Raw genomic sequence first — 21736 nt, forward strand, 5'->3', positions numbered from 1 at the left:
GCGGGGCTCCTCGATCGGGTCAGGTCAGGGACGACTGCAGCAGCCAGCCGGCACCAGTCATCAGCAGCGCGCCGCCCGCCAGCACCGTCCAGACCCGCCACAGGCTCCGGGCCGCGAAGGCCCAGCAGAACGCGGCCAGAAAGACCAGAAAGGCCAGCAGCATGGCCGCCGTGTGGGCCTCGCCATACGACTGGCCGAGCGCCACCTGCCCGGTGATGGCCAGGGTGACGAAGCCCCACACGAAGGCCCAGCCGCCCAGCAGGCTGGCGGCAATGCGGCTGAGGATCTGGGCAGCGGTCGGCATGGTTTGATGAGAAGAAGAATGCTTCTCATTATGAAGGCTGATGGCTGCGCTTCGCCTTCTGTGGGGGCATGCGCCGCAGCGTGATTCCCGGCCGACGAGCGGGTTGCTTGCGGAATATTGCTAATGCGAACTATTCGCATGTAGTATGCCGGCGTTGTCGTCGCTCGCGCCAGCCCTGCGCGCCCATGCGACGTCGCGCCTGCATGCCAGCACACGGCCAGCCCCAGGTATAGCCACCTCGAGGACCCGCCATGTCACGCCCATCCCTTTGCCCGCAGCCCGGTCAGCCGGCATCGCAGCCGAGCGCCGTGCGGATGCCGTGATGCGCGACCATCCGCTGTGCCCAACCCTCGAGTGGGCAGCCCTGGCGCTGGTGGTGCTGGCGGTCTACGTGCTGGTTCCGCTGGGCGCCTGAACGCCTTGAGTCCCGTGACCGGAAGAACTGGCAACGGCATGCTGGCACCGCGACAGTGGCTGGGCCTGACCATCGTGACGGTGGGCGCCGCCCTTGCCGTGGCCCAGGCATGGGCGGCACTGGGCCGGCTGGCCGGCGTGCAGGACGCCCTGCTGCTGGGCGCCGCGGCAGCACTGGCCACGGCCCTGGGCGTGCTGCCGATGGTGCTGGCGCGCGCACCAACGCAGCGCACCCAGGACGCCCTGCTGGGGTTTGGTGCCGGCCTGATGCTGGCGGCCACCTGCTTCTCGCTGCTCAACCCCGCCTTTGCCGCTGCGGGCGCGTCAGGCCTGGGGCCCTGGCCCCGCGCGCTGGGCATCGGGGCCGCCCTGCTGGCCGGCGCAGGGCTGCTGATGTGGCTTGAGCGTGTGCTGCCGCATGCGCATTTTTTTGGCGGATCGGGCCGCGCCGGGCCAGCCAGCATGCGCCGCAGCACCTTGTTCGTGCTGGCCATCGTGCTGCACAACCTGCCCGAGGGGCTGGCCATCGGCGTGGCCGCGGCGGGCACCAACGCCGCACACGCCATGGCCTTGGCCACCGGCATTGCCATCCAGGACGTGCCCGAGGGCCTGATCGTGGCGCTGGCGCTGCACCGCGTCGGCATGCGCCGGGCCACCGCTGCCGGCATCGGTGCGGCCTCGGGCCTGGTCGAGCCGCTGGCAGCGGCACTGGCCGCGGCCACGCTGGCACTGTCGGGCGCCTTGCTGCCCTGGGGCCTGGCACTTGCCGCGGGCGCGATGCTGTTCGTGGTCAGCCACGAGGTCATCCCGGAGTCGCACCGCCAGGGCCACGAGCGCTGGGCCACCACCGGCCTGCTGCTCGGCTTCACCTTGATGATGACGCTGGACACCGCCCTGGGCTGACGCCAGGCGGGCCGGCACCCACCGTGACCAGGACCAGACCATGACCACAGCGCACCGCGCACACGACACCCCTCCGCCGGCCGCGCTGCTGCGCTGGTGGGACCGCATCGGCATCGGCGTGCGCTGCGCCTACAACCCCCGCTGCGCCTGTGCCGTGCGCCTGTACCTGGAAGCCGGCCGGCGGGTGGCGGCCGAAGGGGCCTGGCCCGAACTGCCGACGCAGCGGCGCTGCCTGGAGCTGCTGCTGCAGACCGCCCGTGACCCGGCCCTGCCCTGGACCTGGCGCAACCTCTGCGTCGAACACGCTGTGTACCCGCAGGCCCGCCTGCAATCGCTGCTGGGTTGCCACGATCCGGTGGCCATGCAGGCCATCGATTGCGCGGTGCAATCGGTGCGCGACTTGCTCGCTGGCCTCGCCCGGTCGCCCGGATCGGCGGCCTGAGTCCGGGCACGGCCCGGCAAGACGGGCCCACCAGCCCGGTGCGGCGGGCGGCGCCCGGGCTCAGCCGCTCAACCGCGGCGTGCCGCGTCGATCGCCGCGATGTCGATCTTGCCCATCTGCATCATGGCCTCGAAGGCGCGCCGGGCGGCGGCGCGGTCGGGGTCGGCCAGGGCCTCGGTCAGCGCCCTCGGCGTGATCTGCCACGACACGCCCCAACGGTCCTTGCACCAGCCGCAGGCGCTGGCCTGGCCACCGTTGTCGACGATGGCCTGCCACAGCCGGTCGGTCTCGGCCTGGTCGTCGGTGGCCACCTGGAACGAGAAGGCCTCGGTCTGCGGAAAAACCGGCCCGCCGTTCAAACCCAGGCAGGCCATGCCCAGCACGGTGAAACACACGGTCAGCACATCCCCTTGCCGCCCCGACGGATAGTCGGCCGGCGCCAGCTGCACCGCGCCCACCGCGCTGTCGGCAAAGGTGGCGGCATAGAACTGCGCCGCCTCCAGGGCCGTGCCGTCGAACCAGAGGCACACGGTGTTCTTGGGGATGGTCATGCGGTGGTTCCTGATGTGGCCATGGCGCCCGTGCACGGTGGGCGCTGGCGCATCATCGCGCCAAGCGCCAGCGCCGCCCCGTCAGACCTGCGGCTTCTTCGGCCGGATGATGGTGCGCTGGCACCAGGCCTCGTTCATGTCGCGCAGAAACTCCAGTTCGATGGCGAAGCCCGACCGGTCGCCGATCACGGTCTCGCCGCCGCAGCGCGGGCACAGCGCGGTGGCGTCCTGCGCGGCGGCATCGGGGTCGTCGAAGCTGCTGGCATCGAGCCCGCCCCAGGCGATGATCTCGTCGGGCGGGAAGATCTGCGTGCAGTTGAAGCAGCCGCACACCGTGCTGGCTTCGATCTCGGCCTGGTTGCGGGCACTGTGGCGGTAGGCGGCGAGGAGGTCGGTCATGGGGTGCTGCGGGCTGTCCTGGAGGGCCGGGCGCGGCCGAGGCCCCGGTTTTTGTATCCCGATGTTGCCAGAGCGCCGGTGCCGGCCGCCATCCTCGGCCATCATTCAAGGGGAACCCCCAGTCACCCTTGCCGAGAACCCGCCATGCCAGCGCTGCCGATCCGCCGTCGCACCCATCTTGCCCAGCTGGGCGCCAGCCTCGGCACTGCCTGGGGCGCCGGCCTGGCCGCGCTGGCCGGCAGCCCCGCCCGCGCCCAGCCCGAGGCCGGCGCCGATGCGGCGCTGGCCGCCGCGCTGGCCGGCCCGCAGCGCAGCGCCAACAACCGCGCCCGCGACGCGGCACGCCACCCGGCCGAGACGCTGCAGTTCTTCGGCGTGCGCCCGGCGCACAGCGTGCTCGAGCTGTCGCCCGGCGGCGGCTGGTACACCGAGATCCTGGCCCCCTGGCTGCGCGAGCGTGGCCGCCTGGCGGTGGCGCATTTCGCGCGTGACGATGCCCAGGACTACCGCCGCCGCGGCCGCGCCAACTTCGAGGCCAAGCTCGCCAAGCACCCCGAGCTGTACGACCGCGTGCTGGTCGGCACGCTGCCGGGCGGGCCGCTGGGCCCGCGCTTTGGCGAGCTGCCGCTGGCGCCGGGCAGCGTGGACTGCGTGCTCACCTTCCGCAACGTGCACAACTGGCTCGAGGACAGCCAGCTCGACGACATCCTGCGCGCCAGCTTCGCGCTGCTGCGCCCCGGCGGTGTGCTGGGCGTGGTGGATCACCGCGCGGCGCCCGACACGCCGCTGGCCCAGCAGATCAAGACCGGCTACCTCACCGAGGCGCTGGTGGCCGAGCGCCTGCGCGCGGCCGGTTTTGTGGCCGAGGCGCGCAGCGAGGTCAATGCCAACCCGCGCGACACGCGCGACCATCCGCACGGCGTGTGGTCGCTGCCGCCCACGCTGCGCGGTGGCGAGGCCACGCGCGAGCGCTTCCTGGCCATTGGCGAATCCGACCGCTTCACGCACCGCTACCGCAAGCCGGGCTGAGCCGGGCCGGCGCGGCCCGGGCAAACCCTGGATGAGCCCTGCGCGACACCGGTGCGCCCGCCGCCGCGCCTAGAGTGGCGCGGCCCGGCCGGCTGCCCTGGCCTGGGCGCCCCCTGCCCCCGCCCGGAGCCCGCCCCATGGCCGACAGCGCGACCCATGTCCTTCCAGCGGCCGACGACCGCTTCGACGCGGCCGCACTGCACCGCCGCTACGAGGCCGAGCGACTGCGCCGCCTGCGGGCCGACGGCAATGCGCAGTACCTCGAGGCCGCCGGCGAGCTGGCCCGCTACCGCGACGATCCGCACGCCGCGGCGCCCACGCCGCGCGCACCGCAGCAGCGCACGGTGGATGTGCTGATCCTGGGCGGCGGCTTCGGCGGCCTGCTCACCGCCGCGCAGCTGCGCCAGGCCGGCTGGGACGACCTGTGCATCCTGGACCAGGCGGCCGATTTCGGCGGCACCTGGTACTGGAACCGCTACCCCGGCGCGGCCTGCGACACCGAGAGCTACATCTACCTGCCGCTGCTCGAAGAAACCGGCTACATGCCGCTGAGCAAGTACGCCCGCGCGCCCGAGATCCTGGCGCACAGCCAGCGCATCGGCCGGCATTTCGACCTGTACCGGGCGGCGCTGTTCCAGACCACCGTGGCCGACATGCGCTGGCTGGCCGAGACCGCGCGCTGGCGCGTGCGCACCGACCGCGGCGACCAGCTTGACGCGCGCTTCGTGGTGCTGGCCGGCGGGCCGCTCAACCGGCCCAAGCTGCCGGGCATCGCGGGCGTCGAGAGCTTTCGCGGCCACAGCTTCCACACCAGCCGCTGGGACTACGCCTATACCGGTGGCGACGCGTCCGGCGCACCGCTCACCGGCCTGGCCGATCGGCGCGTGGGCCTGATCGGCACCGGCGCCACGGCCGTGCAGTGCGTGCCGCACATCGGCGCGGCGGCGCAGGAGTTTTTCGTCTTCCAGCGCACGCCCTCGGCGGTGGATGTGCGCAACGACCGGCCCACCGACCCGGCCTGGGTGCAGGGCCTGCAGCCCGGCTGGCAGCGCCAGCGCATGGACAACTTCACCGCCGTGATCTCGGGCGCCGACTTCGAGGTCGACCTGGTCGATGATGGCTGGACCGACCTGATCACCGGCATCCTGCTGGCCGCACGGCGTGCGCGCAAGGCGGGCGATGCGCCGGCCAGCCGCGAAGACACCGAGGCCCTGATCCAGCACGCCGACGACCTGAAGATGCAGCGCGTGCGCGCGCGCATCGACGCCGTGGTGCGCAACCCGGCCACCGCCGAGGCGCTCAAGCCCTGGTACAGCCAGTTCTGCAAGCGCCCCTGCTTTCACGACCAGTACCTGCCCACCTTCAACCGGCCCAACGTGCACCTGGTCGACACCCAGGGCCAGGGCGTTGAGCGCATCACCGAGCGCGGCGTGGTGGTGGCCGGGCGCGAGTACGTGCTCGACTGCCTGATCTACGGCACCGGCTTCGAGGTCGGCACCGATGTCACCCGCCGCCTGGGCTTCGAGGTCACCGGCCGCGACGGCCTCACGCTCAGCCACAAGTGGCGCGATGGTGCCAGCAGCTTCCACGGCCTGTTCACGCGCGGCTTTCCCAACCTGTTCATCACCGGCACCCAGCAGTCGGGCCAGAGCGCCAACTTCCAGCACATGCTCGACGAGCAGTCGCGCCACATTGCCCATGTGCTGGGCGAGGTGCGCGCCCGTGGCCTGGCCACGCTGGAGGCCGACGCCGAGGCCGAGGCCCGGTGGACGGCCACCATCGTCAAGTACGCCCGCGCGCGGCGTGACTACCTGGCCGCCTGCACGCCCGGCTACTACAACAACGAAGGCGTGTACGACGAGCGCAGCGAGCGCAACGGCCAGTTCTGGCGCGGGCCCACGGTGTTCATCCGCCTGCTCGACGAATGGCGCCGCGACGGCACGCTGCCGGGGCTGGAGACCACGCCGCTGCCTGCACCTGGCGTGCGCTGATCGGCGCCCGGTGCGCATGGCCCCAGGCGGGTCTCGCGGGGCCTGCGGGGCCGCCCGGCCCCGTCGCAAGTCGCACGCAAGTCGCACCCCCGCCCGGCCCGGCCGCCTGGCCGCTTGAGACGGCCGTCGCAGCCGGGCTGCGACGAACAGGCCTGCGGCGCCCGTCGCGGCCGTCCGACCACCGGGCTATCCCTGAGGCAGCGCCTGGCACGCATCCTGCGCGTACAGCGGCAGGAACCGGCGGCGCCATGCATGCGCCGCGGTCGTCTGAGGAGACACCCAGCATGCCAGTCCATCGCGCCCTGCCCACGCCGAGCACCACCCAGGCCTTGCCACCGCCCGCAGGCCACCAGCCCCGGCCGTGGCCCCGGCCCAACCCCCACGCAGCGCGCACGCCCAGCGGCTGATCGCCCGGGGCGGCCCGCACCGCCCAGCCCCCTGCCCTCACCCGTTCACCTGCCGGGCCGCCCGGCCGCAGCGTGAGCGCCAGCCTGCCCGATTGCGGCGCCTGGCCACAGCCCGCTTGCGGCGCCCGACCACAGCCAGGCCACCGCATCCATCCACCGCTTCCATCCACCCGCCCCTGGTTCGCCATGTCCTTCCCCCCTCTCCAGCCATCCTCACCCACCTGCAGCCTGCCGGCCCCAACGGCCTGTCCACGGCATCCCCGGCATCCCCGCCCTGCCCCGGCTGCGACACCGGCCGCCGCGCCGCACTGCAGCGCCTGGCCTGCGGCGCCGCCGCCGCCGGCGGCCTGTCCACCGCCGAGGCCTGGTCGGCCGCCGAGGGCCCGCAGCCCGGCGACTGGCTGGTGTCGGTGGACGCCGACACCCCGGTGCCGCTGACCGTGGCCGATCTCAAGCCCAACGCCAAGCAGCAGCTGGCCTGGCCCTTCGACCCCAAGGCCCGCGCGCTGCGCGACAGCTCGCGCCTGAACCGCGTGCTGCTGGTGCGGCTGGAGGCCAGTGCGCTGGACGCCCCGTCGGCCCAGCGCGCCGCCGAGGGCGTGATGGCCTACTCGTCGGTATGCACCCACCAGGGCTGCGATGTGAGCGCCTGGCGCGAGCAGGAGAAGACCCTGCTGTGCTTCTGCCACTTCTCGCAGTTCCAGCCGGCCCAGGGCGGCGCGGTGGTGGCCGGCCCGGCGCCGCGCCCGCTGCCCGCGCTGCCGCTGCGGGTGGAAGCCGGCCGCCTGGTGGTGGCCGGCGGCTTCAGCCAGCCCCCCGGCGGCCACAAGGCCTGAACCCGTTTCCCTCAGCGTGGCCAACGTGCCGCGCGCCGTTCCCCAAGACCCACAAGCCCAGGAGACCGACCATGCCCCGTTCCCGCACCCTCCGTCCCCGCCTGCACTGGCTGGCCCTTGCCGCGGCCAGCGCCACCCTCGCCGCCGGCCCCGCGCTGGCGCAGAGCGCGCGGCCCTACCCCACGGTGACCGATGCGCGCCTGGCCAACCCCGAGCCGGCCAACTGGCTGCAGTACCGCGGCAACTACGGCGGCTGGGGCTACAGCCCGCTCAAGCAGATCAACAACGCCAACGTGGCCAAACTGCAGCTGGCCTGGGCCTTCAGCACCGGACAGGTCGAAGGCCACCAGAGCCCGCCGATGGTCAACGGCGGCTACATGTACATCACCACGCCGGGCAGCCAGATCGTGGCCCTCGACGCCAAGACCGGCACCGAGCTGTGGCGTTACAAGAAACAGCTGCCGGCCGAGCTGACCCAGCTGCACCCCACCAACCGCGGCGTGGCGCTGTACGGCGACAAGCTGTACTTCGCCACGCTCGACTGCATGCTGGTGGCGCTGGATGCCAAGACCGGCAAGGTGCTGTGGGAGAAGCCGGTCGAGAACTGGAAGACCGGCTACTACATGACCCTGGCGCCACTGGCCGCCAAGGGCAAGATCATGGTCGGCAGCTCGGGTGGCGAGTTCGGCGTGCGCGGCTTCGTGGCCGCCTATGACGCCGAGACCGGCGCCCAGGCCTGGCGCACCTACACCGTGCCGGCCCCCGGTGAGCCCGGCGGCGACACCTGGCCCGACAACGGCAGCTACAAGACCGGCGGCGGCAGCATCTGGATCACCGGCACCTACGATCCGGCGCGCAACGTGGCCTACTGGGGCACCGGCAACCCGGCCCCCTGGACACCCGATACGCGCCAGGGCGACAACCTCTACACCTCGTCCAGCGTGGCACTCGATGTGGACACCGGCAAGATCACCGGCCACCACCAGTACACCTGGAACGACAGCTGGGACTGGGACGAGGTCTCGCCGCCGATCCTGTTCGACACCGAGTTCAAGGGCCGCAAGATCCAGGCGGCCGTGCGTGCCGGGCGCAACGGCTACATGTGGGTGCTCGAGCGCGACGGCGGCAAGCTCAAGTTTGTCGATGCCTGGCCCTATGTGAACAACAACGTGTTCACCGGCCTCGACAAGACCAGCGGCCGCCCCAGCTACGACATGAGCCGCAAGCCGGCCCTCGGCAAGGGCGCCGACTACTGCCCCAGCCTGTGGGGCGGCAAGGACTGGACACCCGAGGCCTACAACCCCGGCACCGGCCTGTTCTACGTGCCGGCCAACAACAACCTGTGCAGCTACCTGCCCGGCGGCATTGCCGAGAAGTACAAGCCCGGCGAGCTGTGGATCGGCTTTCCGCTCGAAGGCATCCTGAGCAATGTGCGCGTGCCCAAGCCCGACCAGAGCATCGGCGAGATCCAGGCCTGGGACATGAAGACCGGCAAGCTGGCCTGGAGCACCAAGTTCAACACCTTCCTGTGGGCGCCGCTGATGACCACCGGCGGCAACCTGGTGTTTGCCGGCGGCACCAACGACCGCATGTTCCGCGCCTTTGACGCCCGCAACGGCAAGACGCTGTGGGAAACCGCCACGCCCTCGGGCGTGACCGGCGTGCCCAGCACCTACGAGGTGGACGGCGAGCAGTACGTGGCCGTGCTCTCGGGCTGGGGCGTGGATGCCGAGCGCATGCAGGGCGCCTTCAACAGCCTGTTCAAGACCACCACCACGGTGCCGCAGGGCGGCAACCTGATGGTCTACAAGCTGCCGAAATAAGTCCCCCCCGAGGCGCCTTCGGCGCTTCCCCCCAGGGGGCACCGCCAGCGGCCCGGCAAAGCCGGTTCCGCGGCGGTCGCTGGGTTCGACCTGAGACCTGCTTCGATAGGAGCAACATTGCAATGACCAGTTTTCAATTGAACGGCAAGCCGGTGCAGCTGGATGCCGCGCCCGAGATGCCGCTGCTGTGGGCACTGCGCGACCGCCTGGGCGCCACCGGCACCAAATACGCCTGCGGCGTGGGCGTGTGCGGGGCCTGCACCGTGCACCTCAACGGCACGGCGGTGCGGGCCTGCACCACGCCGCTGTCGGCGGTGGCGGGCAAGCAGGTCACCACGGTGGAAGGCCTCGCGGCCCTGCCCGTGGGCCGCCAGCTGCAGCAAGCCTGGCAGGCCCATGGCGTGGCCCAGTGCGGCTTTTGCCAGAGCGGCCAGCTGATGAGCGCCGCGGCGCTGCTGAAAAGCCGCAGCAAGCCCACCGACGCCGAGATCGACCAGGCCATGAGCGGCAACCTGTGCCGTTGCGGCACCTACACCCGGATACGGGCGGCCATCCACCAGGCTGCCGGCCAACCCGCAGGAGGCAAGGCATGACCACGCGCACACCGCACACCGCCCCCCGCGAGCACAGTGGCAACGGACTCAGCCGCCGCCGCTGGCTGCAGCTGCTGCCCGGCGCAGGCGGCCTGCTGCTGGCCGTGGGCCTGGACGGCCTGCCGCGCATCGCCCAGGCGCAGGAAGCCCCCAAGTACGGCGCCGACGGCATGCCCAATGGCTGGCGCGACAGCCCGGCCACCTTCATCGCCATCGGCCGCGACGGCCGGGTGACGATCGTGGTGCACCGCAGCGAGATGGGCCAGGGCATCCGCACCAGCCTGCCGCGCGTGGTGGCCGACGAGCTGGAGGCCGACTGGGCCCGCGTGAGGGTGCAGCAGGCACCGGGCGACGAAGGCAAGTTCGGCAACCAGGACACCGACGGCTCGCGCAGCATGCGCCACTGGTTCGAGCCGATGCGCCGCTGCGGCGCCGCGGCGCGCCAGATGCTGGAGGCCGCGGCCGCCGCCCGGTGGGGCGTGCCGGTGGCCGAGGTGGCCGCAAAGAACCACCAGGTGGTGCATGCCGCCAGTAAGCGCAGCCTGGGTTTCGGCGCGCTGGCCGAAGCCGCCGGCGCCCTGCCGGTGCCCGAGCGCAGCGCGCTCACGCTGAAGACGCCCGAGCACTGGCGCTACATCGGCAAGGACAGCATGCTGTCGGTGGACGGGGCCGACATGGTCAGCGGCCGCGCGCAGTACGGCCAGGACGTGATGCTGCCCGGCATGCTGTTTGCCGTGGTGGCGCGTCCGCCGGTGCTGGGCAGCGCGGTCAAGCGCTTCGACGCCGCCGCGGCGCTGAAGGTGCCGGGCGTGCTCAAGGTCATCGAGCTGCCGGGCACGCCGCCGCCGTCGGAATTTCAACCGCTGGGCGGCGTGGCCGTGGTGGCACGCGACACCTGGTCGGCCATCGAGGGCCGCAAGGCCCTGGTGATCGAGTGGACCGACAGCCCGCACGCCAGCTACGACACCAGCACCTACCGCGCCACGCTGCAGGCCGCCGCCAACAGCGAAGACGGCAAGCTGCTGCGCAACGAGGGCGACGCCCGCGCGGCGCTGGCCGTGGCGACACGCCGCGTCGAGGCCGACTACCACGTGCCGCACCTGGCCCATGTGTCGATGGAGACCCCGGTGGCAGTGGCGCGCATCGTCGGCGGGCGCTGCGAGTGCTGGGCACCGGTGCAGTCGCCGCAGGCCGCGCGCGACCGCATCGCCAAGCGCCTGAAGCTCGACTTCGGCGCGGTCACGGTCAACGTCACGCTGCTGGGCGGCGGCTTCGGCCGCAAGAGCAAGCCCGATTTCGCGGTGGAGGCGGCGCTGCTGAGCCAGGCACTCGACGGCGCGGCGGTGAAAGTGACCTGGACCCGCGAGGACGACCTGGCCCACGACTACCTGCACACCATCTCGGCGCAGCGCCTGGAGGCCGGCATCAACGCCGACGGCAAGCTCATCGCCTGGCGGCACCGCGCCGCCGAGCAGACCTTCATGTCGCTGTTCATGCCCGACCCCAAGCACCTGCACGGCATCGAGATCGGGCTGGGCCTGATCGGCCTGCCCTTCGACATCCCCAACATCCGCATCGAGAACCCGGCCGCCGAGGCCCATGCCCGCATCGGCTGGCTGCGCTCGGTTAACAACATCCAGCATGCCTTTGCCACGCAGAGCTTCGTGGCCGAGCTGGCGGCCGCCGCCGGCCGCGACCACCGCGACTACCTGCTGGCCCTGCTGGGGGCCGACCGCAAGATCGATCCGGCGGCCATCGCCGATGGCTGGAACCACGGCGAATCGCCCGAGCGCTACCCCATCGACACCGGCCGCCTGCGCCGGGTGATCGAGCGCGTCACCCAGGAGGCCGGCTGGGGCAAGGGCCAGCAGCCGCGCAGCGGCCGGGGCCTGGCCGCGCACTACAGCTTCGTCAGCTACGTGGCCGCGGTGGTGCAGGTGGCGGTGGACGCGCAGGGCCAGCTGCGCATCCCGCGGGTGGACGTGGCGGTGGACTGCGGCGCGGTGGTCAACCCCGACCGCGTGCGCTCGCAGATCGAGGGCGCGGTGATCAACGGCCTGTCGCAGGCGATGTTCGGTGAGGTGACGTTCCAGAACGGCCGCGTACAGCAGCGCAACTTCCAGGATTACGAACTGTTGCGCATGGCCCAGGCCCCGCGCGAAATCCGCGTGCACCTGATGCCCTCCAACCCCGCGCTGCCACTCGGCGGCGTGGGCGAGCCGGGGGTGCCGCCGATCGCCCCGGCGCTGTGCAATGCCTTGTTCGCCGCCACAGGCAAGCGCATACGCCAATTGCCGATCGGCCGCCAGCTTGCCTAGCATGCAGCGCACGCGCCGCCTGCCGCCGTGGCAGTTCACAGGCGGCGCGTGCCAGCCATGCGCACCCGGATGAGCGATCCCGAAAGCCTGCAGCATGTCGAGCGCGTGCTCGGCGCGCTTGAGCGCAGCCCCGAGGCCGACAACACCCCGCCCGGCCAGGCCGCGGCGCCCGGCGCGCTGCTGCGTGGCAGCGATGCCGGCGGCGAGGCCTACATCGCCGCCTCGTGGCAGCGCTCGCTGCAGCGCCACCGGCTCGACCCCGCCGGCAACAGCTACCGCCGCGTGCTGGGCGCCGCCGAGCTGCGCGAGACCGCCGCCCGCGTGGGCGCGCTGATGGACCTGGCGCGCCCGCATGTCGACGCGCTCGACCGCCATGTGGCGCCAGCCAACTACTGCATCCTGCTGGCCGATGCGGCCGGCGTGACGCTCGACTTCCGCCACCGCGGCGACACCGACGCGCGCTTCAAGCGCGCCGGCGTGCGCCCCGGGGTGTGCTGGGCCGAAGAGAGCGAGGGCACCAATGGCGTGGGCACCGCCATCGCCACGCGCCAGGCGGTGCTGGTGCACAAGACCGACCACTTCCGCGTCGACAACATCGCGCTGAGCTGCAGCGCGGCACCGGTGTTCGGGCTCGACGACGAACTGCTCGCGGTGCTCGACGCCAGCACCCTGTACTCGCCCTACCAGCGCGAGAGCCAGCAGCTGGTGTTCAACCTGGTCCAGGAAAAGGCGCTGCTGATCGAGAACGCCTACGCCGAGTACCGCCTGCGCGACCACTGGCGCCTGAGCTTCGGGCCCGGCGGCAGTGCCGGCGGCCGCGGCGCGGCCAGCGAGCTGCTGCTGGCCTTTGACGAGCAGGGCCGCATCGTGGCCGCCAACCGGCCGGCGCGGCGCCTGCTGGAGCGCCTGTGCCCGGCCAGCCAGCCCACGCTGGCCGCGCTGTTCGAGACCGGGGCCGGGCAGCTGGTGGCGCAGGCCCATGCCGCCCCCGGGCTGGCGCTGCCGCTGCGCGTCTGCGGCACCGGCGAGCTGATGCACGGCGTGCTGCGCGCGCCGCGCCAGATGGCGCCGGGCCCGGGCGGCCCGGCCGCCAGCAGCCCCACCAGCCCCACCAGCCCCGCAGGCCACAGCACCCTTGCCACTGGCACTGGCACCGGCAGCGGCCGCGCGGCGGCAGCCGCCGGCGGGCGCGGCTTTGCCCAGCTGGCCACCGGCGACACCGCGCTGCGCCCGCTGGTCGAGCGTGCGCTGCGGGTCGTCAACCGCGACATGCCGATCATGCTGCTGGGCGAAACCGGCACCGGCAAGGAGGCCTTCGCCCAGGCCCTGCACGCCGCCAGCCTGCGCGCGGCGCGGCCCTTCGTAGCGCTGAACTGCGCCGCCATCCCCGACACGCTGATCGAGAGCGAGCTGTTCGGCTACCGCGACGGCGCCTTCACCGGCGCCCGCGCGCGCGGCGCCCGCGGCAAGGTGCTGCAGGCCGACGGCGGCACGCTGTTTCTCGACGAGATCGGCGACATGCCGCTGGCCCTGCAAAGCCGGCTGCTGCGCGTGCTGGCCGAGGGCGAGGTCACGCCGCTGGGCGCCGAGGAGGCGGTGGCCGTGAAGCTGAGCGTGGTCTGCGCCACCCACCAGGACCTGCCCACCCTGGTGGCGCAGCAGCGCTTTCGCGAAGACCTGTACTACCGCCTGGCCGGCGCCTGCTTTCGCCTGCCGCCGCTGCGCGAGCGCACCGACCGCGCCGAGCTGATCCAGCTGCTGCTGCGCCAGGAGGCCCAGGCCGCCAACCGCCCGGGCCTGCTGCTGGGCGAGCAGGCCCTGCAGCAGCTGATGGCCCACCGCTGGCCGGGCAACATCCGCCAGCTGCGCCTGGCGCTGCGCTATGCCTGCGCGGTGGCCGATGGCAGCGTGCTGCTGCCCGCCGACTTTGCCGATGACCTGTGGGCCACGGCCGGCAGCGCCGGGCGCACGCCAGGCCAGGCGCCCGCGGTCGGGGCCCCGGCTCAGGCCGCCCCACCGGCCACCACATCGGCAGCACCCCCGGCCGCAAACCCGGCCGCAACTCCGGCCACGCCGCAGGCCGCGCCGGCCGCCCCGGCCGCCCAGGTGGCCCAGGTGGCCGAGCGCCAGCGCATCGAGCAGGCCCTGCGCCAGCAGCGCTGGCGGGTGGGCGAGGCGGCGGCGCGGCTGGGCCTCTCGCGCGCCACGCTGTACCGACGCATCAAGGCGCTGGGCATCGTGGCGCCGCACCGCCTGCCGCCCGACGACGAGGGCAGCGGCACGGCGTAGCATCGCCGGCTCCAGCATTGCCGCGAAAGATGTTCCCCATGTCCCTGGCAGCCTCCATCGTCGTCGCGCTCGTCGGCCTGATCCATGTCTACATCCTGCTGCTCGAGATGCTGTGGTGGGACACGCCCAAGGGCCACAAGGCCTTCGGCCTGACGCCCGAGTTCGCCGCCGCCAGCAAGGTGCTGGCGGCCAACCAGGGCCTGTACAACGGCTTCCTGGCCGCCGGCCTGTTCTGGGGCCTGTGGCAGGGCGCGGCCGGCCGGCCGGTGCAGGCCTTCTTCCTGCTGTGCGTGCTGGTGGCCGGCCTGTACGGTGCGGCCACGGCCAGCCGCCGCATCCTGTTCGTGCAGGCCCTGCCGGCGGCCCTGGGCCTGGCCCTGCTGGCACTGGCCTGACAAGCTGTGAATGAACCTGCTGCGCGGGCCCATGGCGGCCCTGCCTTGTGAGTCCCTTGCCCGTCGCCGTGGGCGGGCTGGGCCAGCTCGGGCCGCTGCTGCGCCACTACGGCCGCGAGGGCGGCCGCCATGTGCACAGCCATGCCCAGGTGCTGTTCGGCCTGGACGGCGCGCTGTGCATGGAAGTGGAAGGACGCGATGCGCGGGTCGATGCCAGCAGCGGCCTGATCGTGCCGGCCGGCCAGGTGCACAGCTACCGCGCCGAGGGCCGCGCCCGCGTGCTGGTGTTCGATTGCGAGCACGCGCCGGCCCTGGCGCGCCTGCGCCGCCTGGCGCCGCCGCCCGGCTGGCGCGAGCGCCTGGCGGAGCAGCCCGCGCACGGCTTGCTCGAGGCGCTGCTGGGCCAGGCACGCACGTTGGCGCCGCGCCGGCCGATCGATTTCGAGGCGCTGGCCGCACGCATCGATGCCGAGCCGGCCGGTGACTGGAGCGTGGCCGCGCTGGCCGCCGCCTGCCACCTGAGCCCGCAGCGCCTGCGCGCGCGCTGCGCCGAGGCGCTGGGCTGCTCGCCGCAGCACTTTGTGCGCCAGCGCCGGCTGGCCCGCGCCGAGCAGTGGCTGCGCGCCGGCCTGGCGCTGGAGGCGGTGGCGCTGCAGGTGGGCTATGGCAGCGCCAGCGCGCTGTCGGTGGCACTGCGGCGCGAGCGCGGCACCGGCGCACGCCGCCTGCGGGCCGCCGCCACAGGACGAGCGCTGCGCGAAAGTTGAGCCCGCCAGCGCCGCCATGCTGGCCGGCATGTACCCGATCGCTCGTCCCTGGTTGGGCGTGGCCTGTGTCTGTGGCGCGGCCATGCTGTGGGGCACCACCGGCACCGCCCAGGCGCTGGCCGGTGCCCAGTTGCCCGCGCTGTGGTTTGGCGCGCTGCGCCTGGCCTTTGCCGCGGCCTTCTATGCCATGTTGGCGCTGGCCACCGGGGCCTGGCGGGCCAGCGCCTGGCGCGGCCTGTCGCCGGCCGCGGCGCTGGGGGCCGGCCTGTGCATGGCGGTCTACAACCTGGCCTTCTTTGCCGGCGTGCGGCTCACCGGCGTGGCGGTGGGCACGGCCATCGCCCTGGGCAGCGGGCCGCTGTGGGCCGGGCTGCTGCAGGCCGCGGTGCAGCGGCAGCCGCCGGCGGCGCACTGGTGGCTGGGCGCGGCGCTGGCGGTGGCCGGTGGCGTGCTGCTGGCCAGCGGCGGGCCGCTGCTGGCGGCCGGGGCTGCGGCGACGCTGCCGATCTCGCTGCCCGGCATCGCGCTGTGCCTGGTCTCCGGCCTGGCCTACGCCGTCTACAGCCTGCTCAACCAGCGCATGCTGCGGCAGGCTCCGGCGGCGGTGATCACGCTGTCGGCCTTTGGCGTGGCCGCCTTGCTGGCGCTGCCGGCCGCCGTGTGGCAGGCCGGCCTGCCGGCACCCGATGCGCGTGCGCTGGCGGCCACGGCCTACACCGGCGTCGTCACGGCCGGCCTGGCCTACCTGCTCTACAGCCACGCGCTGCACCATGTGAGCCTGGCCACCGGTGTGACGCTGGCGCTGACCGAGCCGGTGGTGGCCTTCGTGCTGGCCGTGGCCCTGCTGGGCGAGCCGGTGGGCGGCCCGGCGCTGGCCGGGCTGGCGCTGGTGCTGGCCGGCGTGCTGGGCGTGGTGCGCGCCGAGCTGCGCCGCGGCATTGCGGCCCCGGCCTGAGGGCCTGCCGCGGCCCTCAGGGCGCCGGCGGCAGCCAGCGCAGCAGGGTCTGGTACAGGCTCTCGGGATCCACCGGCTTGGCCAGGTGGTCGTCGATGCCGGCGTCGTGCCAGGCCTGGCGGTCGGGGCCGAAGGCATCGGCGCTCATGATCACGATGGCCGGGCGCGCGCCGCGCGGCGAGGCGGGCGGCACACCCGGCCCGGCAGCGCCCGACCCGGCAGCGCCCAATCCAGCAGCACCCGGCCCGGCAGCCCCTGGCGCGCCGGCCGGCGGGCGCAGCCGGCGCGCGGTGGCCAGGCCATCGAGCACCGGCATCTGCGCGCCCAGCAGCAGCAGATCCACCGGCTGGCTGGCGGCCAGCGCCAGGGCCTGCGCGCCATCACTGGCCAGCAGCACCTCCAGGCCGGCCAGGCGCAGCAGCTCGTAGAGCACGCTCTGGTTGATCGGGTTGTCCTCGGCCACCAGCACGCGCCGGCCGGCATGGCCACGGCGCAATGCCGCCTCGGCCAGCGCGCGGCCGGTGAGCTGCGCGGCGGCCACCGGCTGCGGCGTGCGCAGCACCTGCATCAGCAGCCGGTGCAGCGCCGAGGGCAGGACCGGCTTGCTCAGCACGCCCTCGCAGCGCAGGCCGCGCGGCGGCTGCCAGGCCTGCGCCGGCCCCTCGCCGGACGCCATCAGGATGGCCGGCGGCATGCCATCGCCCAGGGCCTTGCGCAGCGCGCGCAGCGTGGCCAGGCCGTCCAGCGGCTGCATGTCGCGGTCGATCAGCAGCAGGTCGAAGGGCGTGCCGCGCAGCATCGCCTGCTGCACCACCTGCAGCGCCTCGCGGCCACCCGGCACGCCCAGCACCTGCAGGCCCAGCTGCCCCAGCTGCCGGCCCAGGCTGGCCAGCGCCTCGGGCAGGTCGTCCACCACCAGGGCGCGCAGGCTCTGCAGGCGCACCGGCTCGTCGGCCTCGACCTGGTCGGCGGCGCGCTCCAGCCAGGCGGTGAACCAGAAGCGGCTGCCCTGGCCGGGCGTACTGGCCACGCCCACCTCACCGCCCATCAGCTGCGCCAGATGGCGCGTGAGCAGCAGGCCCAGGCCAGAGCCGGCCGGCCGGGCGCGGTGCTCGTCGGCCGGCGCATCGCCATCAAACAAGCGGGCCTGGGCCGCAGGCGCGATGCCCCGGCCGGTGTCGCGCACCTCCAGGCGCAGCAGCACGCGTGCGCCGGCCTCGCGCAGCAGCTCGCCGTGCAGGCGCACCGAGCCCTGGGTGGTGAACTTCACCCCGTTCGACAGCAGGTGCAGCAACGCCTGGCGCAGCCGCTGGGCGTCGCCGCGCAGGCGCCGCGGCAGCCCATGGGTGTCGAGCACCAGCTCCAGGCCCTTGCCCTGCGCCTGGCTGGCCAGCTGCTCGAAGCAGGCGCTGAACATCGCGTCGAGCGCAAACTCGGCCGGCTCGAGCTGCAGGCGGCCGGACTCGATGCGCGAGAGGTCTTGCAGGTCGTTGATCAGCTGCATCAGCCGGCGTGCCGCCGCATCCACCTGGCCCAGGCGCTCGCGCTGCAGCGGATCGCGGTTGTCGCGGGCCATCAGATGGTTCAGGCCGACGATGGCATGCATCGGCGTGCGGATCTCGTGGCCGATGTTCGACAGGAACGCGCTGCGCGCGCGGCTGGCGGCCTCGGCGCGCCGCAGCGCCTGGCGCAGCACGATCTCGCGCATGGCCGCATGGGCCAGCTCGCCGAGCAGCGCGATGTCCTGCTCGCGCCATTGGCGCGGCGCGAAGTCCACCGCGCAGAAGCTGCCCAGGCACAGGCCGTCGTCGGTGATCAGGGGCACGCCGGCATAGGCCCGGATGCCCAGCGAACGCACCGTGGGCACCTCGCGAAAGCCCGGATAGGCGGTGACATCGTCGAGCACCAGCGGGCCCTCGCACACCAGGCCGAAGTGGCAGAAGGTGCGGCCCTCGAGCTGGCGCACGCTGGCCAGCGGCTCCGCAAAACCGCTGTGGCTCTTGTAGAAATCGCGGCCCTCGTCCACCAGGGTCATGAACGACACCGGCGCGCCGATGAGGCGCGTGGCCAGGCGGGTCAGGCGGTCGAAGCTGTCTTCGGCCGGCGTGTCGAGCAGCTCGGTGGCCCGCACCGCGGCCAGCCGCGAAACGTGGGTGATGACTGCCTGCAGGGTGGCGTCGTCGGCAGCGCGTGGGGGAGGTACAAGCATGGCGGCGCGCACAAGGCCTCGGTGGGGCCACAGGCCGCGGCCAGCGGTGGCCGCACGATGCGCAGGGACCGCGGCGGATGATAGCGGCAGCTCAGAGGGTGCCTCTCATTTCGGGGACACCCTCTCAGTCGGGCTTGATCTTCGCCCGCGCCACCACCGCCTTCCAGCGCTGCTGCTCCAGCGCGATGAACTTCGCAAACTCGGCCGGCGTGTTGCCCACGGCCATGGCGGCGTCGCCATTCAGGCGCTCCACGGTGGCCGGCGCGCGCACCGCGGCCACGGCGGCGGTGGCCAGGCGGTCGGCGGCGGGCTGCGGCAGCGAGGCCGGCGCCAGCAGGCCGTACCACTGGGTCATCTCGAAGCCGGCAAAGCCCTGCTCGGCCACCGTGGGCACATCGGGCAGCTGGGCCAGGCGCTGCGTGGTGCCGGTGGCCAGGCAGCGCAGCTTGCCGGCGTGGATGAACTGCATCACCGCCGGGGCGCCCACCGAGGCCACATCCAGCCGGCCGGCCAGCAGGTCGGTGAGCTGCGGGCCGGTGCCGCGGTAGGGCACATGCAGCATGAAGGTCTCGCTGGCCATCTTCAGGTATTCCATCGCCAGATGGCCGGCGCTGCCGTTGCCGGCCGAGCCATAGTTGAGCTTGCCCGGGTTCTTTCTGGCAAAGGCGATCAGCTCGCGCAGGTTCTTCACCGGCAGGTCGGGGCGCACCAGGTACAGGCTGGGCACCTTGGCCAGCAGCGAGATCGGGCGGAAGTCCTTGTTCGGGTCGTAGGGCAGCTTGTCGAAGATGTACGGGTTGACCGCCAGCGTGCCGATGTGGCCCAGGATCAGCGTGTGCTGGTCGTCGGCGCGCGCCACCTCCTGCATGGCCACGTTGCCGGCGGCGCCGGGCTTGTTCTCGACGTACACGCTCTGGCCCAGCTGGCGGCCCAGCTCGAGCGCGGTGCTGCGCGCCACGATCTCCGAGCTGCCGCCCGGCGCAAAGGGCACCACAAGGCGGACGGGCTTGGCGGGCCAGGCCTGGGCACGCGCCAGGCCCGGCAGCGCCAGGCCGGCGCCGGTGGCCGTCACATGGGCCAGCCACTGGCGGCGTGAGCTGATCGGATGGGCGGGCTTCATGGGCAGGTCTCCTTGGGTCAGGGGTCTTGGGTCAACGGTAGAGCGCGGCGGCGCCCTGGTGCAGCACACGGTGGGCGGCCAGGGGGCCCAGGGCCGCGCGCAGCGGATCGAGCACCGCGGCATAGGCCGGCAGACGATCAGGGGCAAAGCTGGTGTGCGGCCAGTCGGAGCCCCACACCAGGCGCGGGCCGAACAGCGCGGCGGCGCGGCGGATGGCCGGCCACAACAGGGCATAGGGCGCGTGGGGCGCGGTGGATGGCGGCACGGGCGCCTCAGGCTGCGCGGGTGCCACGGGCTGCGCCGGCCCGGCGGCGGCGGCGCCCAGGCGATACCAGCCCGACAGCTTGAGCCAGGCGCCGCCCTCGGCCAGGGCCTGCGCGGCGGCCCAGGCCGGGTGCTCGTCGGCCAGGCCGGCATGCAGGCCGGCCAGGTGGTCGAGCACGAAGCACAGGCCGGTATCGGCCTGCCAGCGCGGCAGCATGGGCAGGGTGTCGGCCGTGACGTACCACTGCACATGCCAGCCGCGCGCGCGCAGGCGCGGCGCCAGGTGCTGCAGCTCGGCCGCCAGGGCCTGCGGCGCAGCGCCGTGGCCGGCCGGCGACACGCAGTTGAAGCGCACGCCGCGCACGCCGGCGGCGTGAAGCTGGTCGAGCGCCGCATCGCCGACATCGGGCGCCACCACCGCCACACCGCGGTGGCGGCCACCACCGGCCTGCAGCGCGCGCAGCATCAGCGTGTTGTCACAGCCGTAGACGCTGGGCTGCACCAGCACCAGGTGGCCCACACCATGCTGCGCGGCCAGCGCCTCGATCTGCGGCAGCGGCCGGTGCACCGGCTGGTAGTGGCCGGGGCGCACCGGCTGTGCGGCATCGAACACGTGCACATGGCAGTCCCAGCCGCCGGGCAGGGCGTTGCCGGCCCCGCCGTGGGCCCCATCGGCCATGGCGGGCAGATCGGGCGCGGTGGCCTGCGGCGACGGCGGCGCAGGCACCTCACTCACGGGTGATGCGCCGCTCGCGCACCACGCGCGCCCACAGCGCCTGCTGCTGCTTCAAAAACCCGCCGGCCTCGGCCTCGCCGCCGCCAAACACCTCGCCGCCCAGCGCACGCACGCGGCCCAGCAGCTCTGGCTCGGCCATGGCCTTGCGCAGCGCCGCGGCCAGCCGCGCGCGCACCGGCGCCGGCACGCCGGCGGGCGCCAGCAGCGGGTTCCATTCCAGCACCTCGTAGCCCTTCAGGCCGGCCTCGTCCAGCGAGGGCAGATCGGGCAGCACACGCGAGCGCAGCCGCGAGCTCACCGCCAGCGCGCGCAGGCGGCCCGACTGGATGTGGCCCAGCGACGAGGCCAGGTTGGCGAAGAACAGCGGCACCTGGCCGCCCATCACGTCGTTGAGCGCCGGGCCGCCGCCGCGGTAGGGGATGTGCAGCATCTCCACCCGCGCCATGGCCTCGAACAGCGCGCCGGCCAGGTGCTGGGCCGAGCCATTGCCCGACGAGGCATAGGCCAGCTTGCCCGGCTGGGCACGCGCCAGGCGCAGCACATCGGCCAGCGTGCGCGCCTCGAAGCCGGGCGTGCAGACCAGCACATTGGGAAACAGCGCCAGCACGCCCAGCGGCGCAAAGGCCGTGGCCGGCTCGTACGGCAGCTTGTCGAACAGCGCCGGGTTGACCGCGTACGACGAGGCATCCAGCAGCAGCAGCGAGCCATCGACCGGCCCGCGCGCCACCTGGGCGGCGGCCAGCGTGCCGCTGGCACCGGGCTTGTTCTCCACCACCACCGGCTGGCCCAGCGCCTCGGCCATGCGCGGGGCGATCAGGCGCGCCATCACATCGGCACCACCGCCGGCCGGGTAGCTCACCAGCAGCGTGATCGGCTTGCCGGCGGCGATGTCGCCAGCGGCCAGCACGGGCGCCGCCGGCGCGGCCAGCAGGCCGGCGCCGGCCGCCAGCAGCGCGCGGCGAGTGGGGGCATGGGCTCGGGTCATGGGGGT

Annotated in this window: 19 protein-coding genes; 12 read left to right on the top strand and 7 right to left on the bottom strand. The window is 73.5% G+C overall.

The features are described 5' to 3' along the window. Window positions 1-19 precede the first annotated feature (19 nt). Complete coding sequence (locus N4G63_RS25905; protein ID WP_260791005.1) at window positions 20-304, bottom strand: iron uptake protein; 285 nt, start codon at window positions 302-304, stop codon at window positions 20-22. A gap of 453 nt (window positions 305-757) precedes the next feature. On the opposite strand from N4G63_RS25905, the gene N4G63_RS25910 reads away from it, so the two are divergent. Beyond that, entirely contained in the window at window positions 758-1621 is an 864-nt protein-coding gene (locus tag N4G63_RS25910; RefSeq protein WP_260791007.1) for a ZIP family metal transporter, read from the top strand. A 40-nt stretch (window positions 1622-1661) separates the two neighbouring features. Further along, window positions 1662-2063, top strand: a complete 402-nt coding sequence (locus tag N4G63_RS25915) for a hypothetical protein (protein ID WP_260791009.1) — start codon at window positions 1662-1664, stop codon at window positions 2061-2063. A gap of 68 nt (window positions 2064-2131) precedes the next feature. On the opposite strand, the gene N4G63_RS25920 is transcribed toward N4G63_RS25915, so the two are convergent. After that, complete coding sequence (locus N4G63_RS25920; RefSeq protein WP_314600656.1) at window positions 2132-2614, bottom strand: VOC family protein; 483 nt, start codon at window positions 2612-2614, stop codon at window positions 2132-2134. Window positions 2615-2695: 81 nt separating this feature from the next. Continuing rightward, window positions 2696-3013: a hypothetical protein gene (locus N4G63_RS25925; protein ID WP_260791011.1), complete on the bottom strand. Its 318-nt coding sequence runs from the start codon at window positions 3011-3013 to the stop codon at window positions 2696-2698. Window positions 3014-3157: 144 nt separating this feature from the next. Here N4G63_RS25925 and N4G63_RS25930 point away from each other — a divergent pair, with 144 nt between their 5' ends. The 10 genes from N4G63_RS25930 to N4G63_RS25975 all read left to right on the top strand — a co-directional run bounded on the left by N4G63_RS25930 (window position 3158) and on the right by N4G63_RS25975 (window position 16416). Further along, the gene (locus N4G63_RS25930) at window positions 3158-4042 is read left to right on the top strand and encodes a class I SAM-dependent methyltransferase (RefSeq protein ID WP_260791013.1); all 885 of its coding nucleotides are present in this window, start codon (window positions 3158-3160) and stop codon (window positions 4040-4042) included. Between the two features lie 137 nt (window positions 4043-4179). Beyond that, window positions 4180-6033 carry a flavin-containing monooxygenase gene (locus N4G63_RS25935; RefSeq protein ID WP_314600657.1) on the top strand — a complete coding sequence of 618 codons (1854 nt, stop codon included), beginning with the start codon at window positions 4180-4182 and terminating at the stop codon, window positions 6031-6033. 523 nt (window positions 6034-6556) lie between these two features. Next, window positions 6557-7276, top strand: coding sequence for a QcrA and Rieske domain-containing protein (locus N4G63_RS25940; RefSeq protein ID WP_260791026.1), 720 nt, complete (start codon window positions 6557-6559; stop codon window positions 7274-7276). A 71-nt stretch (window positions 7277-7347) separates the two neighbouring features. Further along, window positions 7348-9099: a PQQ-dependent dehydrogenase, methanol/ethanol family gene (locus N4G63_RS25945; RefSeq protein WP_260791028.1), complete on the top strand. Its 1752-nt coding sequence runs from the start codon at window positions 7348-7350 to the stop codon at window positions 9097-9099. A 122-nt stretch (window positions 9100-9221) separates the two neighbouring features. Continuing rightward, window positions 9222-9692 (top strand): (2Fe-2S)-binding protein, encoded by a 471-nt coding sequence (locus N4G63_RS25950; RefSeq protein WP_260791030.1) that lies wholly within the window; start codon window positions 9222-9224, stop codon window positions 9690-9692. Then, a complete protein-coding gene (locus tag N4G63_RS25955; RefSeq protein ID WP_314600658.1) occupies window positions 9689-12010 on the top strand; it encodes a xanthine dehydrogenase family protein molybdopterin-binding subunit in 2322 nt (773 codons plus the stop codon). The genes N4G63_RS25950 and N4G63_RS25955 overlap by 4 nt, the downstream gene beginning before the upstream one ends. Window positions 12011-12079: 69 nt before the next feature. Beyond that, the gene (locus tag N4G63_RS25960; RefSeq protein WP_314600659.1) at window positions 12080-14299 is read left to right on the top strand and encodes a sigma-54-dependent Fis family transcriptional regulator; all 2220 of its coding nucleotides are present in this window, start codon (window positions 12080-12082) and stop codon (window positions 14297-14299) included. Between the two features lie 38 nt (window positions 14300-14337). Further along, window positions 14338-14694 carry a DUF1304 domain-containing protein gene (locus N4G63_RS25965; RefSeq protein ID WP_260791036.1) on the top strand — a complete coding sequence of 119 codons (357 nt, stop codon included), beginning with the start codon at window positions 14338-14340 and terminating at the stop codon, window positions 14692-14694. Window positions 14695-14750: 56 nt separating this feature from the next. Further along, window positions 14751-15461, top strand: a complete 711-nt coding sequence (locus N4G63_RS25970; RefSeq protein ID WP_260791038.1) for a helix-turn-helix transcriptional regulator — start codon at window positions 14751-14753, stop codon at window positions 15459-15461. A 28-nt stretch (window positions 15462-15489) separates the two neighbouring features. Then, window positions 15490-16416 carry a DMT family transporter gene (locus N4G63_RS25975; RefSeq protein ID WP_314600660.1) on the top strand — a complete coding sequence of 309 codons (927 nt, stop codon included), beginning with the start codon at window positions 15490-15492 and terminating at the stop codon, window positions 16414-16416. Between the two features lie 16 nt (window positions 16417-16432). On the opposite strand, the gene N4G63_RS25980 is transcribed toward N4G63_RS25975, so the two are convergent. The 4 genes from N4G63_RS25980 to N4G63_RS25995 form a co-directional block, all read right to left on the bottom strand. Continuing rightward, window positions 16433-18625: a hybrid sensor histidine kinase/response regulator gene (locus N4G63_RS25980; RefSeq protein WP_314600661.1), complete on the bottom strand. Its 2193-nt coding sequence runs from the start codon at window positions 18623-18625 to the stop codon at window positions 16433-16435. A 124-nt stretch (window positions 18626-18749) separates the two neighbouring features. Continuing rightward, entirely contained in the window at window positions 18750-19745 is a 996-nt protein-coding gene (locus tag N4G63_RS25985; protein ID WP_314600662.1) for a Bug family tripartite tricarboxylate transporter substrate binding protein, read from the bottom strand. A gap of 31 nt (window positions 19746-19776) precedes the next feature. Continuing rightward, window positions 19777-20745, bottom strand: a complete 969-nt coding sequence (locus N4G63_RS25990; RefSeq protein ID WP_314600663.1) for an amidohydrolase family protein — start codon at window positions 20743-20745, stop codon at window positions 19777-19779. Continuing rightward, the gene (locus tag N4G63_RS25995) at window positions 20738-21730 is read right to left on the bottom strand and encodes a tripartite tricarboxylate transporter substrate binding protein (RefSeq protein WP_314600664.1); all 993 of its coding nucleotides are present in this window, start codon (window positions 21728-21730) and stop codon (window positions 20738-20740) included. The genes N4G63_RS25990 and N4G63_RS25995 overlap by 8 nt, the downstream gene beginning before the upstream one ends. Between the last annotated feature and the right edge of the window lie 6 nt (window positions 21731-21736).

This window comes from Aquabacterium sp. OR-4 (assembly GCF_025290835.2).
GTDB lineage: Bacteria > Pseudomonadota > Gammaproteobacteria > Burkholderiales > Burkholderiaceae_C > Pseudaquabacterium.